Origin of the sequence: Corynebacterium sp. H128, assembly GCF_037482625.1 — a bacterium.
Classification (GTDB): Bacteria; Actinomycetota; Actinomycetes; order Mycobacteriales; family Mycobacteriaceae; genus Corynebacterium.
On record NZ_JBBHKW010000002.1, the window covers coordinates 67,219 to 81,671 of the forward strand.

A 14,453-nucleotide genomic window follows, 5' to 3' on the forward strand; every position below is an offset into this window, starting at 1 on the left:
CACAGCAGCAATGGTACTGCCCGGCGTAGGGAGTTTTCCGGTAACCCACAGAAGAGGATTTTTGTGATTGCAGCGCACGGTGCCCGCGTTCAAGTAACTGCAACCAGCGTGGAAATTAATTACTCCCCGCTGATGGAGGCGCTGCAGTATCACTCCGCATCCGTGCCGCTGCACACCATCACTGATGTTTCTGTACAAGAGCCCTCCGATCTACTCAGCGGATGGGTCCACCTTGCAGGTGCTGATGTGAGCGTCACTTTCAGCCCGCGACAGCGCGAGCAGGTCAGTGCCCTGATAGCTGACATCTCCGCAGCGCGCGAAGGTAAAGCACCTACCTCGCAGGGCGCAGTACGCGGGATGAACTTTGTCGCTTTCGACGTGGAAACCGCAAACGCAGATTGGGGATCCATCTGCCAAATCGGAGCCGTAAAGTTTATTGACGGCCAGCCCACCGATTCAGTCTCCTGGTTGCTCACCCCACCCCCTGGGCTCGAACACTTCGGTGAGGACAACATCGCGATTCACGGGATTACTCCAGATCAGGTCGCTGGCCAGCCAGACTTCCCTACTCGCCTGTCACAACTCACCGAATTCGTTGGTGACCTACCGCTGGTCGCTCACAATGCCCAGTTTGATTTCACAGCACTCTCCCGAGCCAGCCTTGCTTGCGAGATAACTCCCCCAACGATGATTTTTGGGTGCACCCTATTGCTAGCTCGTGCCGCCAAACTCGGACTAGCCAATAATCGCCTACCCACGGTGGCTGCCGGCTTAGACGTTGACCTCACCAAACACCACGATGCCACGGCGGACGCTGCCGCCTGCGGCGGGATCTTCGTCGCACTCGCCCGGCGCGCCGGTTTTGCCGGCAGCTGCCAAGAATTTATGTATTCCAACGGGTTCACTATGGGAATCCTGGAGCCGCATCGTGTTTACCCAGTCTTGCGCGATCGCAGTGGTGCTGGAATCGCATTACAGCGCAAAAAGCTCGGCGCAGATCCGAGCCCAGATGACACAGCTGCAGCGATTGCTTCGCCTGAAAGCTCCACACCAAAACGCCAACCTGCGCCCTGGTCACGAGTGTCCACCCCGGAGGTTATTCCCGAGCCAAACACCGACGCGGACCCCTCCGGTGTGTTGTTCGGCCAGTGTGTCACTCTCACTGGTGATTTCGAGCCTTATGAGAAGGGTGACTTGTGGAAGCGAATCGCCCAGTCTGGTGGCAGCGTGGGGAAGAACGTCACCAAGAAAACTACCATCCTGGTGTGTGGCCCCTGGGCTACCAAAACTTCTAAGCAGAAGCGCGCCGAAGAACTTCAGGAAAAGGGCCAAGACATCGCCATTTGGACCGACAAGGAACTGTTCACAGCGCTGGGTCTAAACGAGCAACCGCCGTTCTAGCAGAAATAATCCGCTCCCCGATGGAACCTTTTGCAGTGCTGGCTCAGTCTATATAAGTAGAACCGTTTTCTCGCTAATTGGGGGTTAGTGAAAATGTCTACCGCAGTACTGCATAAATCCAACACCACGATCGACACCAACCACTTAAGTTTTGCCCTTTGCAGAACCGAGGAGGTGGACGCCGCGCTCAGCGACTCCGCCTTCGCGGAATCACCCGCAACGGTGGCATTGTCTGCCGAGATCAGAGTGGGATTTCGGGATCCGCACGCCAACTCGGAGACACTGCTAAGCCACCGTGCGTTATCTGACCTTGGGTTTACCGCCTTGAAAGCCTGGGATTGCGTGGCAAAAGGCGTGATTCACCGAGCAACGGAATTGGGGGCCGCACGCTTCTTTGTCCGCAGCATCAACGCCACTGGAACCGCGATACAAATCCGTCCCAGTGTTGGAGACGACTCGACCTGGTTAGCACACCCCGAGTTGTTCTCCCGGTTGCTTGGTTGTGCTCGTCAGTATCTCAACACTACGTGCATTCACTTTTATTATTGCGGTCCTCATTTCCTCATAGCCGTCAATTCCGCGCTATCTGATGCTGACCTACCGGCACTACCTGGGGCAGTCGGACCACTGATGTACCACGAGGGGTTTCCAGAGCTCATTTCCACCCGCTAACCACGCCCTTTGATTCCACTAGGGGGCACTGCCGGTTAGTTGCTGACAGCAAAGCCGGCCAAACCTACCTAAACTTGTAGCGGTATTCACGTGCGTGCCCCTGACAACGGAGGAATTTGATTCATCATGCGTCGCCCGATCACCGCTACTTACCGCCTGCAGCTGCGCGGACCAAAAGCCGAAGAATCTGGTCGCGCATTCGGGTTCGCTGAGGCCGCAAACCAGCTCGAGTATCTTTCCGCGCTAGGTGTTTCCCACGTCTATCTGTCCCCTATTTTGACCGCGGTTCCAGATTCGAACCACTCTTATGACGTTACCGATCCAACGACGATCAACCCTGAGTTCGGTGGCATGGCGGGGTTTCAGGACTTCGCGGCACAGGCCCAAGCGGCCGGAATCGGGATCATCATCGACATCGTGCCGAACCATGTGGGCATCGCACAGCCGGAGCTGAACACATGGTGGTGGGACGTACTTAAGAATGGTCAAGACTCGCAGTATGAGCACTTCTTTGATATCGACTGGCACGAGGACAATGGCGCTGACGGAAAACTAGGACTGCCAGTGCTGGGCGCGCATGGCGACGAAGAGAAATTGGTACTGGATATTTACGAGGACGAGACGGTCCTGCGCTACTTTGATCATATTTTCCCGGTGGCACCAGGCACTGAAGGCGATGACCCCATCGCGGTGTATCAGCAGCAGTCTTACCGCCTGATGTACTGGCGTGACGGCGTGATCGGGTACCGACGCTTCTTTTCGGTCAACGGGCTAGCTGGCCTCCGCCAGGAAGACCCACTTGTGTTTGAACACACGCACCAGGTGCTGCGCGAACTGGTTGCCCTGGATTTGATTGACGGCGTGCGCGTGGATCACCCAGACGGATTGGCCAATCCTTTCGGCTACATCAAGCGCCTCCGTGACGTTGTTGGCCCAGATCGCTGGTTGATCATTGAAAAGATCCTTGGGGTGGAGGAGCCACTTGACCCCCGTCTTCCCGTAGACGGTACGACCGGTTATGACGCTCTCCGCGAGTTCGATGGGGTCTTCATCGCCCGTGAAGGCGTAGACACGCTGTCCATGCTAGCTATGCAGCACACCGGTTCCCCTTGGGACGCGGCTTCGCTGGAAGCTAACGAGCATGCGTTGAAGAGTGAGGTAGCACAGAGTGAGCTGGGCACCGAGGTCCGGCGCCTCGCCCGCGCGATCCGCCGTGACAATTTTTCCACAGCAGGGCCGCACGTCAGCGAAGAACAACTCATCGCGTCCTTGGTCGAGTTGGTTGCATTCATGCCGGTCTATCGCGCCGACTATATTTCCTTGTCCCGTACCACTGCCACTGTGATCGCCGAAATGGTGCAGCGCTACCCTTCACACCGCGATGCGCTCGATATCATCGCCGCAGCGCTGCTTGCCGACGGCGAGGCGGCGACCCGCTTCGCGCAAGTCTGTGGTGCGGTGATGGCTAAGGGCGTGGAAGACAAGATGTTCTATCGCGCCTCACGGCTGGTAGCCCTCCAGGAAGTCGGAGGCGCGCCCGGAAGGTTTGGCGTCTCAGCGGCTGAATTCCACATGCTCCAACACGAGCGGGCTCTCCTGTGGCCTGCCTCCATGACTACGCTTTCCACCCACGACACCAAACGTGGCGAGGATGTTCGCGCCCGAATCATCGAAATCTCCGAAGTACCGAGCGAGTTCGCTGAGTTCATCACCAAAGTCACCGCGATTACCCCGCCCCCAGACGGCGCAACGGGTCACTTCCTGCTGCAAAACTTGGTGGGCATTTGGCCGGCTGATGGCGAGCCAAGCGATACCCTTCGCAAGCGATTCCAAGCTTATGCGCTCAAGGCTGTGCGCGAGGCTGGCGTCCACACCGCGTGGACGGAGCCGAATGATTCTTTCGAATCTGATGTTGCCCATTGGGTCGACGCGCTTTTCGACGGTCCTGCCACTGCGCAGCTCAACGAGTTCGTTTCCCTGCTCGCCCCAGCTGCCACGACGATCTCCTTGGGACGCAAGATGCTACAACTCATCGGACCCGGAATTCCCGACATTTACCAAGGCAACGAGTTTTTCACCGACTCTTTGGTAGATCCCGACAATCGCGCTTTTGTCGACTACACCGCTCGGAGCCAAAAGCTGGGCATACTGCAGGAGAACGGGGCCCTTGATGCTGAGCTAGCTGCTGATGCCGACATGGCCAAGCTTGCCGTGGTCAATGCTGCATTGCACACCCGACTGGAACACCCAGAATCCTTCGAAGGCGCCGACTACCAAGCTGTGTACGCCGTTGGCCCAAATGAGACTCACCTGGTCGGCATGGCTCGTGGAAAATCTCAGCGTGACTTGCAGGTCATCGCAGTCGCAACCCGCAAGCCTATCCAGCTGGAGCGCGCCGGTGGCTGGGGAGATACCACCGTGACCCTGCCAGCAGGAACCTGGTGCGACAAACTATCGGGGCGCGAGTTCAGTGGTGACGTTTTAGTAAGTCAGCTGCTGGAAACCTTACCCACCGCGTTACTTGTGCTGGTGAAACCCTAAATCATGAGCCAGAAACGTATCTCCCAGCTCGGATCGGTTTACCACGAGTGGGTGCGCCATCACCCCAACGCTGCCAGCGATTTCCGCGAAGTGATTGAGGAACTACTCGTGGATGCCGGTGTGTCCTTTGACCGAGTTGCTGCCCGGATCAAGACGTGGCGGTCGCTAAAGACCAAAGCCATGCAACGCCACGTCAACGGAGCCTTCGAGTATCCAGATCCCTGGCGCGATGTGAAAGACATCATCGGTATTCGCATCACCACTTACTTCTCTGCCGATATCCCTGTTGTTCTTGATGTGCTGAGCCAGGCCTTCACGGTGATCAAGAGCGTCGATAAGGCGGCGGAGACTCGTATCGCGGGCGATTTTGGATACGGTTCTTACCACCTGATCGTCCAAGTACCGGAAGATGCAGAAGACCTCGCTGAGTACCGTGGCATGACTTTTGAGGTGCAGGTCCGTACCGTCCTGCAGCACGCCTGGGCAGAATTTGAACATGACATTCGTTACAAAGGTGCCCAGACCCTAGACCCGCGAGTGGATCGTGCATTTACCCTCGCCGCCGGATTGATTGAGCTTGCTGACCAGCAGTTTGACCAAATCGCCCGGATTCAAGGCGAAGCTCCTGCTCCGGCGGATGAAGTAGAACTCACCGCAGAGACCTTGCCAGGAGTACTTGCGATGCTCGTCGGCAACCGCTTCCCGCGCTCACGCTCCGAGTACTACTCTTGGCTCGAAGAAATCCTGGCAGCAAACGGCATTACAACCGTTAGCGAGTTGCGCACTTTGCTCTCTGACCTCGACATTAAGGTCGTGGAGACTGCGATGAAGTACCAGTTTGTTCCAGGCCAAATCCGCATCATCGATGACTTGCTACTGCGTCGTTTCGGCCAATTGCACATCGATCGCACGAAGGATTCTGGGCGGCATGCATCCCAACGCACTAATCGCTTGAAAAATCGCTTGAATACTATGGTCGCCGCCGGGATTGCTGAAGAAAACGAGTAGGTTTATAGTCAACACATAAGCCGCATAGATACATAGGAGTCAAACCTGATGGTTTCCACGTTGCATGATTTCCCTCAGCTCGCCGATGCGCTGCATGTTTGGGCGCTGACCGTTGCTGATTTCTTCCGCGAGCGTGGCATTGATTTCCCACCAGCGGACTGGGGACTGAACATGTAAGTTCAGCCTCGCCCCATGAGGCGGTCGATCTCCCGGCGTTCCCGCTTAGTAGGTCGGCCCGCGCCTCGTTCCCGTTTCGGGATCGAGGCAATTATTTCTTTCGGCGGTGCCGGTGGCGAGTGATCCACGTAGCAGGTACGTGCGATTGCTGCCCCTACCCGCTTCTTAATGGTCTGCACCACCTCAACGTCGTGTTCCCTATGGTCCACCCATACTCGAACTCGATCCCCCGGCACTACTAGCTGAGACGGTTTTACTGCGGTGCCGTTAAGTTTGATGTGTCCAGCTTTGCAGGCCTCGGCCGCTGCCGAACGGGTCTTGATGAGCCGTACCGCCCACACCCACGCATCGATGCGTGCTGATTCCACTGTTAGAGCTCTTCTAGTACTCGTCGCGGTAGTTAACTATTTTCTGTACACGTCGGTAGTTAATGAAGCCACCAATGACGGCCAGCACCAGCCCCACCACCAGGAAGGCGGCCTGATCCGCCATCAACCACAGCGCGACGCCACCGCCGAGGCCCGTAGCGACTGCCAGCACACCATTGCGGGAGTATTTTCGCACTGCGGCTTTGCGTTGTTCGATTGGGTTGCGTGGGTACTGTTGCATCGTCATGGCATCAACTTTAGCAGCGTAAATCAATCCATTCTGAGCCAATGAGCTTGGTGTCAGCCCGCCCCTGGGTACTTTCGGCGAGCATGGCATCTAGCTCTGGCCGTTGCCCGGGTGACACGCCAATAGTCAGCACCACCTTCGCGCCGTATTCAGCATCGACGACGGCAAAGTCATGCCGGCGTAACTCCGCTTCAAGTTTGCCGGCTACATCGTGCCCGACCTCCAAGCGATACAATTCCCGCAATCCGCGGCTTTCGCTGCGTACTTGCTCCAGCGTCAACTGCGTAGATTCAGAGTAGGCGCGGACCAACCCGCCGGTACCCAACTTGATGCCCCCGAAGTAGCGCACACTGACCGCGACCACATCCAGCAACCCACTTCCCCGCAGCACATCGAGCATCGGTAGCCCTGCGGTACCTGATGGCTCGCCATCGTCGCTCGAGCGCTCGACAGGATTGGCATGAGCAACGTGATACCGGAACGCGCTGCAATGATGCCTCGCATCTGGGAATTGCGATTTGATCTCCGCGATAAAAGCCCGCGCTTCTCCTTCGCACGTAGCCTGGGCGATGAACCCGAGAAATTTAGAACGCTTGATTTCGAATTCGCTGCGGAATACCTCGCCCTGCGCTGGGCGTCGATAGATAGTTGGCTGCATCTTAGGGCCTAGAGCTGTCCACGATGAACGAGGCAACACAGGTCTGTGCGCAGTGTAGTTGGATCGATGTCCTTCGTCGGCTGCGTAACGTAACTTTCCCAACAGGGGCCGGCGACTTCCCAGCCCGCCGCATGTAATTCACTAACAAACTGCATCCACTCCACGGCCAGACCTTGGTAGGAGCCGAGATAAGTGTGGCGAGCTACGAGTCCGCCCGGCAGCACCGATCGGACGAAACGGGGGTGCGCCCCGTGCAAGGTGCCCGGAAATCCCAATTCCACATCTACGGTTTCTGCCATACGAAGGTACACAGCGGTAGCGGGTCCGGTGGGACTTACCTCGCCGGCAGCGATGGCGGTACGAAAAGCAGCGAAGGCCGAATCATAAAGTTCAGCGATACCTTCGGGAGGAACGCCGTTACGTGTGAGCACCACGGTTGGCACTTGTTGTTCCTCGCACACGTCAAATTCGGCTGCAGTATCGCTCATGGAGACAAGGCTACCAACCTGGTGCATCAACGAACCTCACTGCAGTCGCACTGGTTCAGGTTTCCCAAGTTTCCCCTTAGTGCCATGCCAGGTGATGGTTTAGCCTATGAAGTATGTCTGTTTTTGAAGTGTGGGCCCCAAACGCTACCGATGCTGCTGTGGAGGTGGATGGAACAAGCTACCCGATGCGCGCTAGCGAACACGGGTGGTGGACCAGTGACGTCGAAAAGCACCCCGGTCAGCGCTACGGTTTCTCGCTTTTCGACGGCACTAGCTGGTCTCCCCTGCTTCCTGACCCACGCTCCACCGCACAGCCCGATGGCGTGCATGGCCTGTCACTGGTCAGCGAGCAAGGATTCGATTGGAGCGACCAGAACTGGACGGGCCGCATCCTTCCTGGACAAGTGATCTATGAGCTGCACGTTGGCACATTCACTTCCGAGGGCACCTTCGATGCCTTGATAGACAAGCTGGACTACCTGCGTGAACTAGGTGTCACTACGATCGAGCTCATGCCAGTGCAGCCCTTTGCTGGTGACCGCAACTGGGGTTACGACGGCGTCCTCTGGCACGCCGTTCACGAAGGTTACGGTGGCCGCCTTGGCTTTAAGCGTTTTATCAACGCAGCGCACAACGCCGGCTTTGCAGTGATGATGGATTGCGTCTTCAATCATTTCGGCCCTGAAGGCAACTACAACGGGATGTTCGGCCCTTACACCCAGCCGAGCAACACCGGCTGGGGAGACACCATCAACCTGATGGGCTTCGGGTCCGATGCTGTCCGTGCGTACATTCAAGACGCGGTCCGGATGTGGTTCGAGGAATTCCATGTGGACGGCATTCGGCTTGATGCTGTTCATGCCCTTTATGATCCTGGCGCGATCCACCTGCTGGAGCAGCTGACTTACCTCAAGAATGACGTCGAGGCCACGACGGGGATCCCCCGCGTTCTGATCGCAGAATCAGACCAAAACGATCCCCGCCTGGTTTCCGCCCAGCAAGCGGGTGGCTATGGCCTTGATGGGCAGTGGATAGACGATGTTCACCACGCACTCCATGCGCTGGTGTCCGGGGAACAACACGCCTACTACGCGGACTTCGGCACTACCGAGGTGCTGGCAGAAACTCTAAAGAACGTATTCCTACATGCGGAAACGTTTTCTACCTTCCGTGGCCGCACCCACGGACGTCGGATCGATACCACTATCGTCCCAGCCTCCAAGTTCGTCACCTACACCACCACTCATGACCAAGTAGGTAACCGCGCAGCTGGTGACCGGCCGTCTATGAATCTGACGCCGGAGCAACAAGTGTTGAAAGCTGCGATTGTGCTCTGTGCTCCGTTTACCCCAATGCTGTTTATGGGTGAGGAGTTCGGTGCGAAGACACCATTTTGTTTCTTCGTATCCCACTCTGACCCCGAGTTGTGCCGCTTGACCCGGGAAGGTCGCATGAACGAGTTCAAGCGCAATGGTTGGGATGAGGGGCTGGTCCCTGATCCAGCCGACCCCGACACCTTTGAACGCTCCCGACTCGTCTGGGATTTTGATGCGGAACAAGCCGGGATTTTGGAGGCCTACCGCACGTTGCTTTCACTGCGGCAGGAACTGCGCCTTGCTCGCCCATATTTGGAGCATTTGGACGTGCAATACGGCGAGAGCTGGTTAGCGTTCGGGCACGAGGACGTGCGCATCGTGGCGAACTTCTCCGCCGCGCAGGTGCGCGTACCTTTCGGTGGTGAGCTGCGCTATACCTTCACCGCGCCGCAGGTAGGACAGTTCGAGACTGTTCTCGACCCGTGGGGATTCGCGATCCTCACCTAGGTCAGAAATTCATATTCCGATGTTCCGGGCTCAAGCTGCTGGCAGTAGATCTTGGAGGCTGTCATGCGTTCCAACAGCGCGGCAAGGTCGCTTGCTTTTCCTAGCTGAATGCCCACCAGCGCTGCCCCAGTGTCCCTGTTGTTGCGCTTGAGGTACTCGAATCGGGTGATGTCATCCTCAGGGCCGAGGACGTCGTTGAGGAAGTGGCGCAGCTGGCCGGGCTCCTGCGGGAAGTTCACCAAGAAGTAGTGCTTCAGTCCCTGGTGAACGAGGGAGCGTTCTACGATTTCGTTGTAGCGCAGGACGTCATTGTTGCCCCCGGAAATGATACATACGATCACTTCGCCCGGTTTGATCGCGAGCGATTTCAGGACAGCTACTGACAGTGCTCCCGCCGGCTCCGCGACGATGCCCTCGTTTTGATATAGGTCGAGCATCTCAGTGCACACTGCCCCCTCGGAGACCGAGACCATGTGCAATCGTGAACGCTGCTTATCCACCACCTGGTAGTTCAAGTCTCCGACGCGTTTTACTGCCGCACCATCTACGAAGGGGTCTATGTCTTCTAGGGTGATCGGCCCGTTGTTCTGCAATGCCGCTTGCATGGATGCTGCGGTGAGCGGCTCTGCGCCAATAACTGCCGTGAGTGGGGCCATGTCTCGCAGGTAGGACAATACTCCTGCAAGCAGGCCACCACCGCCGACTGGTACTACTACGGAATCCGCGTGTTTGCCCAAAGCCGTGAGCTGGGAGAGGATCTCGGCTGCGACAGTGCCCTGCCCGATGATGGTGTCACGAGCATCAAAAGGCTCCACCAAAGTCGCCCCGGTCTCGGCGGCGTAGGCACGCGCGGCGGCGGCCGCCTCATCAAAGCTTGCGCCCCTCAACTCGAGTTCCACTGCGCCCTTGCCGTGCACCAGGATGCGACTGAGCTTTTGCTTCGGGGTGGATTCTGGCACGAAGATGCGGCCCGTTATGCCCAAGGACCGGCAGGCATAGGCGACGCCTTGAGCATGATTTCCGGCAGAGGCCGCTACGATTCCAGCGGCGCGCTCTGCTTCGTCCAACTGCACGATGTTGTTGTAGGCTCCGCGGATCTTGTAAGAGCGCACATCCTGCAAGTCCTCCCGCTTCAGGTAGACCTGCGCCCCGGTTGCTTCGGAAAGTCGGGGGCAGTATTGCAGGGGGGTGGGTGCGATCACTGCGGAAATTCGTGCCTGCGCCAGTTGAATATCTGCCGCACGGATGGCGGCGTTTTCTCCAGCGAGGGACGTATTTTCCTGAGTTAAGTGATCGGTCATGATCACATCCTACCCTCCCCACCGCCCGCCTAGTGGGATAGGTATCCCACAAATGGATTATGGGGTCCGTATTCTTCACAGGGAACAGCGCGGTATCGAATGCAGTCATTCGACGCTGGGCACTCCTAACCCAGGATTCCCGGCCCCATAGTCGCCTTGAGATCGCCCATGAGATTGCCCGAGCGGTTTACGCGCAGATGATCACCGAGGACCAGCATCGTCGAATTATTGCCGTCGACAAGCTTGAGGTAAACGTCGGACTCGCCAGCGTTGGACAGCAGCACCTCTTTCAGACGGGCGATATTCTCCATCGTGCACTGATCGGTACGCATCACCAGTTTGAGAGGCAAACCCGAACCGTTTCCGGCACCGAGCTCCGGTGTTTTCAAGTCATCACAAAACAGGCTCATACGATCATCGCGAATGGAGATGTGGGCCTTAGCCAGGATGATGTTGTCCTCAACCAGTTGCGTTGCCACAAGGTTATAGATCTTGTTGAACACCAGGAGCTCCACGGAGGCACCATTGTGATCCTCCACTGTGACGATCGCCCACGGTGAACCGTCCTTCTTGCTAAAACGCCTATCGACGGCCGAAATAATGCCACCGATAGTCACCTCCGCCCCGTGCCGCAGCTCCCCACCCAAAATCGTGGTGAGCGCCGTATCGGTTTGCGCCGCGAGGGCCTCCTCGAAGCCATCCAGCGGGTGGCCGGAGACGTACAGGCCGAGCATCTCCCGCTCCAGTGCTAGCTCATGCTTGCGCTCCCAAGTATCTTCTGGGACCTGCACTGCGAAGAAGTTCTCCGCCTCCCCGTCTTCGGAGCCACCGAAGCCAGCAAAAAGATCGAATTGCCCCTTGTCGGCCGCCTTCTTGGTGGCGGTTACGGAATCCACCGCGTCCTCATGCACCAGCATCAGCCCCTTGCGGCTGTGCCCCAGAGAATCAAAGGCTCCGGCCTTAATAAGTGATTCGGTGACACGCTTGTTGCACGGCACGGTGTCGATCTTGTCTAGATAGTCTGAGAAGTCCTTGAAGTGCCCCTTTTCCGCACGCGAGGCAACGATGGACTCCACCACATCTTCGCCAACGTTGCGGACAGCACCGAGGCCAAAGCGAATGTCCTCGCCAACAGCCACGAAGTCCAGCACGGACTCGTTTACGTCTGGTGGCATAACCTTAATGCCCAAGTGCCGGCAGTCTGCGAGATAGATAGCCGACTTGTCCTTCTTGTCAGACACCGAAGTAAGCAGCGCCGCCATATATTCTGCGGTGTAGTTGGCCTTGAGATACCCCGTCCAAAAAGACACCAAACCATAGCCTGCAGCATGGGACTTATTGAAGGCGTAGGCAGCAAAAGGCTCGATGGTGTCCCACAGGGCCTTGATCGCTTCCTTGGAGAAGCCATTGGACAACATGCCAGCCTCAAATGCGACGAATTCCTTCGCCAACACTTCAGGTTTCTTCTTACCCATGGCCTTACGGAAGCCATCTGCTTGGCCCGCTGTGTAATTGGCAACCTTCTGGGAAATACGCATGATCTGCTCCTGATACACGATCAGGCCGTAGGTATCCCCCAAGATTTCTTTGAGCGGCTCCTCCAATTCCGGATGGATCGGTTTGATCTCTTGACGGCTATTCTTACGATCGGCGTAGTCCAGGTGAGCGTTCACACCCATCGGTCCCGGACGGTACAGCGCAAGTGCCGCAACGATGTCATCGAAGCCGGTGGGCTCCATACGCTTGAGCAGTTCCCGCATGCCACCGCCATCGAGCTGGAACACCCCCAGGGTGTCGCCACGAGCAAGCAGTTCATAGGTTGCGGGGTCATCCGTGGTCAGGTTTTCCAGGTCGAGTTCGATGCCACGGTTGCGCTTAATGTTCTCGAGCGCGTCACCAATCACGGTCAGGTTTCGCAGACCCAAAAAGTCCATTTTCAGCAGGCCGATTGCCTCGCAGGCCGGATACGGCCAACCGGTAATGAGCGCTCCGTCCTGCTGCCGCTTCCACATCGGGATGCAGTCTAGGAGCGGGACGGACGCCATGATCACGGCACAAGCATGGACACCAGCCTGACGCACCACGCCTTCGAGGCCACGAGCCGTCTCATAAATCTTGCGAACATCCGGATCAGTCTCAATCAGGTTTCGCACCTCGCCGGCCTCGCCATAGCGCGGATGCTCCGGATCTGTAATTCCGGACAATGGGATGTCTTTAGCCATGATCGCCGGCGGCAGCACTTTGGTAATACGGTCTGCCATCTGATAGCCAGCCTGGCCGAACTGTACGCGAGCTGAGTCTTTCAGTGCCTGCTTGGTCTTCACCGTTCCGAAGGTAATCACCTGGGCGATCTTGTCCTCGCCCCAGCGCTCAGAGGCATAACGAATCATTTCGCCGCGACGACGGTCGTCAAAGTCGATATCAATATCGGGAGCGGAAGGTCGTTCCGGGTTGAGGAAGCGCTCGAACAGCAGGTCGTGCTCGATCGGGTCAATGTTGGTGATCGTCAGCGCATAGGCCACCAGTGCGCCTGCCGCCGAGCCACGCCCGGGGCCCACGCGAATACCGATGGATCGGGCGTGCTTGATCAGCTCCGCCACGATGAGGAAGTAAGAAGGATACCCCTTCATATCAATGACTTTGATCTCGTACTCAGCACGATCGATGTATTCCTGTGGAACTTCTTTACCCGGGAAACGATCCTGCAGGCCCGCCATCACTTCATGATGCAACCACGTGGTCGGGGTTTCACCTTCCGGAACATCAGCGACCGGCATCCGGTCGTGTGGGTGAGCTTCCCAGATCTCGCTGTAATCCTCCACACGCTCCGCGATGAGCAGGGTGTTATCGCAGGCCCCAGGGACAGTGTGGTCCCAGCCGGCCCGCATCTCTGCGGCGGTTTTAATGTAGTAGCCAGTACCATCAAACTTGAAACGATCCTCGTCATGCAGGGTCTTGCCGGTTTGCACACACAGCATCGCCTCGTGAGCCTGGGCCTGGGATTCGAGCACATAGTGGCAGTCATTGGTCACCAGTGGCGGCAAATCCAGCTTCCGGCCGATCTCGAGCAATTCCGCGCGCACCCGGTTTTCGATGTCCAGGCCATGGTCCATCAGCTCAAGGAAGTAATTTTCTTTGCCGTAAATGTCCTGCCACATCGCGGCAGCCTCGAGAGCTTCATTGAACTGTCCCAGGCGGAGCCGAGTCTGAACATCGCCCGATGGACATCCAGTGGTGGCGATGATGCCAGAGGCGCGCTCCGCGATAATCTCCGCATCCATACGTGGCCACTTGCCCAGCTGGCCTTCGTAAGAGGCCATCGAGGAAAGGTAAAACAGGTTCCGTAGCCCCTCAACGTTTTCTGCCCACATCGTCTGATGGAGATAGGCGCCCGAGGCGGAAACGTCATCGGATTTTTGGTGCGGTTCTCCCCAGCGGATGCGTTGCTTGTTCAGGCGTGACTCGGGCGCAAGATAGGCTTCGATTCCAATGATGGGCTTGATGCCGGAAGAGGTCATCTTCTGGTAGAAAGCATCGGAGCCATACATATTGCCGTGATCTGAAATACCAACGGCAGACATACCTTGGCGATTCACCTCATCAGCCAACATATCGATCTTGGCCATACCATCGAGCATGGAATACTCAGTGTGATTATGCAGGTGAACGAAGGAAGAGTTGCCCATAAAGGGTGAGTCTACTTAATCAGGGGCGTCGATAAGCAACCGGCTTCGACTATCCTCATTGACCTGCCCACACCCCGGGCATC

The 14,453-nt window shown here is 57.3% G+C and carries 12 protein-coding genes; 6 read left to right on the plus strand and 6 right to left on the minus strand.

Annotation, left to right across the window (positions count from 1 at the left end; genetic code table 11):
• Nucleotides 1-63: 63 nt before the first annotated feature.
• The 5 genes from WG915_RS02180 (at nt 64) to WG915_RS02200 (ending at nt 5,799) form a co-directional block, all read left to right on the plus strand.
• Nucleotides 64-1,401, plus strand: coding sequence for an exonuclease domain-containing protein (locus WG915_RS02180; RefSeq protein WP_339563728.1), 1,338 nt, complete (start codon nt 64-66; stop codon nt 1,399-1,401).
• A gap of 93 nt (nt 1,402-1,494) precedes the next feature.
• Nucleotides 1,495-2,073, plus strand: a complete 579-nt coding sequence (locus WG915_RS02185; protein ID WP_339563729.1) for a hypothetical protein — start codon at nt 1,495-1,497, stop codon at nt 2,071-2,073.
• Between the two features lie 126 nt (nt 2,074-2,199).
• Nucleotides 2,200-4,614: a malto-oligosyltrehalose synthase gene (treY, locus tag WG915_RS02190; RefSeq protein WP_339563730.1), complete on the plus strand. Its 2,415-nt coding sequence runs from the start codon at nt 2,200-2,202 to the stop codon at nt 4,612-4,614.
• Between the two features lie 3 nt (nt 4,615-4,617).
• A complete protein-coding gene (locus WG915_RS02195; protein WP_339563731.1) occupies nt 4,618-5,622 on the plus strand; it encodes a GTP pyrophosphokinase in 1,005 nt (334 codons plus the stop codon).
• Between the two features lie 48 nt (nt 5,623-5,670).
• Nucleotides 5,671-5,799 (plus strand): hypothetical protein, encoded by a 129-nt coding sequence (locus tag WG915_RS02200; RefSeq protein ID WP_339563732.1) that lies wholly within the window; start codon nt 5,671-5,673, stop codon nt 5,797-5,799.
• Nucleotides 5,800-5,801: 2 nt separating this feature from the next.
• Here the strand turns inward: WG915_RS02200 and WG915_RS02205 are convergent, their stop codons facing one another.
• From WG915_RS02205 to WG915_RS02220, 4 genes are read right to left on the minus strand one after another with little or no spacing between them, the layout of a single operon-like run.
• Nucleotides 5,802-6,167 (minus strand): RNA-binding S4 domain-containing protein, encoded by a 366-nt coding sequence (locus WG915_RS02205; protein ID WP_339563733.1) that lies wholly within the window; start codon nt 6,165-6,167, stop codon nt 5,802-5,804.
• Between the two features lie 13 nt (nt 6,168-6,180).
• Nucleotides 6,181-6,414, minus strand: coding sequence for a hypothetical protein (locus WG915_RS02210; protein WP_339563734.1), 234 nt, complete (start codon nt 6,412-6,414; stop codon nt 6,181-6,183).
• 10 nt (nt 6,415-6,424) lie between these two features.
• Complete coding sequence (locus tag WG915_RS02215; protein WP_339563735.1) at nt 6,425-7,072, minus strand: YigZ family protein; 648 nt, start codon at nt 7,070-7,072, stop codon at nt 6,425-6,427.
• Nucleotides 7,073-7,080: 8 nt separating this feature from the next.
• Nucleotides 7,081-7,560 carry a hypothetical protein gene (locus WG915_RS02220; RefSeq protein ID WP_339563736.1) on the minus strand — a complete coding sequence of 160 codons (480 nt, stop codon included), beginning with the start codon at nt 7,558-7,560 and terminating at the stop codon, nt 7,081-7,083.
• Nucleotides 7,561-7,673: 113 nt separating this feature from the next.
• On the opposite strand from WG915_RS02220, the gene treZ reads away from it, so the two are divergent.
• A complete protein-coding gene (gene treZ / locus WG915_RS02225) occupies nt 7,674-9,383 on the plus strand; it encodes a malto-oligosyltrehalose trehalohydrolase (RefSeq protein ID WP_339563737.1) in 1,710 nt (569 codons plus the stop codon).
• On the opposite strand, the gene ilvA is transcribed toward treZ, so the two are convergent.
• Nucleotides 9,380-10,684 carry a threonine ammonia-lyase IlvA gene (gene ilvA / locus WG915_RS02230; RefSeq protein ID WP_339563738.1) on the minus strand — a complete coding sequence of 435 codons (1,305 nt, stop codon included), beginning with the start codon at nt 10,682-10,684 and terminating at the stop codon, nt 9,380-9,382. The genes treZ and ilvA overlap by 4 nt on opposite strands.
• A gap of 125 nt (nt 10,685-10,809) precedes the next feature.
• Nucleotides 10,810-14,370: a DNA polymerase III subunit alpha gene (dnaE, locus tag WG915_RS02235; RefSeq protein ID WP_339563739.1), complete on the minus strand. Its 3,561-nt coding sequence runs from the start codon at nt 14,368-14,370 to the stop codon at nt 10,810-10,812.
• Between the last annotated feature and the right edge of the window lie 83 nt (nt 14,371-14,453).

What these genes read in the sequence shown, in the direction of transcription:
- treZ (WP_339563737.1), top strand. Translation starts at nt 7,674, where the DNA reads ATGTCTGTTTTTGAAGTGTGGGCCCCAAACGCTACCGATGCTGCTGTG.
- WG915_RS02215 (WP_339563735.1), bottom strand. Translation starts at nt 7,072, where the DNA reads ATGCAGCCAACTATCTATCGACGCCCAGCGCAGGGCGAGGTATTCCGC.
- WG915_RS02210 (WP_339563734.1), bottom strand. Translation starts at nt 6,414, where the DNA reads ATGACGATGCAACAGTACCCACGCAACCCAATCGAACAACGCAAAGCC.
- WG915_RS02200 (WP_339563732.1), top strand. Translation starts at nt 5,671, where the DNA reads ATGGTTTCCACGTTGCATGATTTCCCTCAGCTCGCCGATGCGCTGCAT.
- treY (WP_339563730.1), top strand. Translation starts at nt 2,200, where the DNA reads ATGCGTCGCCCGATCACCGCTACTTACCGCCTGCAGCTGCGCGGACCA.
- WG915_RS02220 (WP_339563736.1), bottom strand. Translation starts at nt 7,560, where the DNA reads ATGAGCGATACTGCAGCCGAATTTGACGTGTGCGAGGAACAACAAGTG.
- WG915_RS02185 (WP_339563729.1), top strand. Translation starts at nt 1,495, where the DNA reads ATGTCTACCGCAGTACTGCATAAATCCAACACCACGATCGACACCAAC.
- WG915_RS02195 (WP_339563731.1), top strand. Translation starts at nt 4,618, where the DNA reads ATGAGCCAGAAACGTATCTCCCAGCTCGGATCGGTTTACCACGAGTGG.
- dnaE (WP_339563739.1), bottom strand. Translation starts at nt 14,370, where the DNA reads ATGGGCAACTCTTCCTTCGTTCACCTGCATAATCACACTGAGTATTCC.
- ilvA (WP_339563738.1), bottom strand. Translation starts at nt 10,684, where the DNA reads ATGACCGATCACTTAACTCAGGAAAATACGTCCCTCGCTGGAGAAAAC.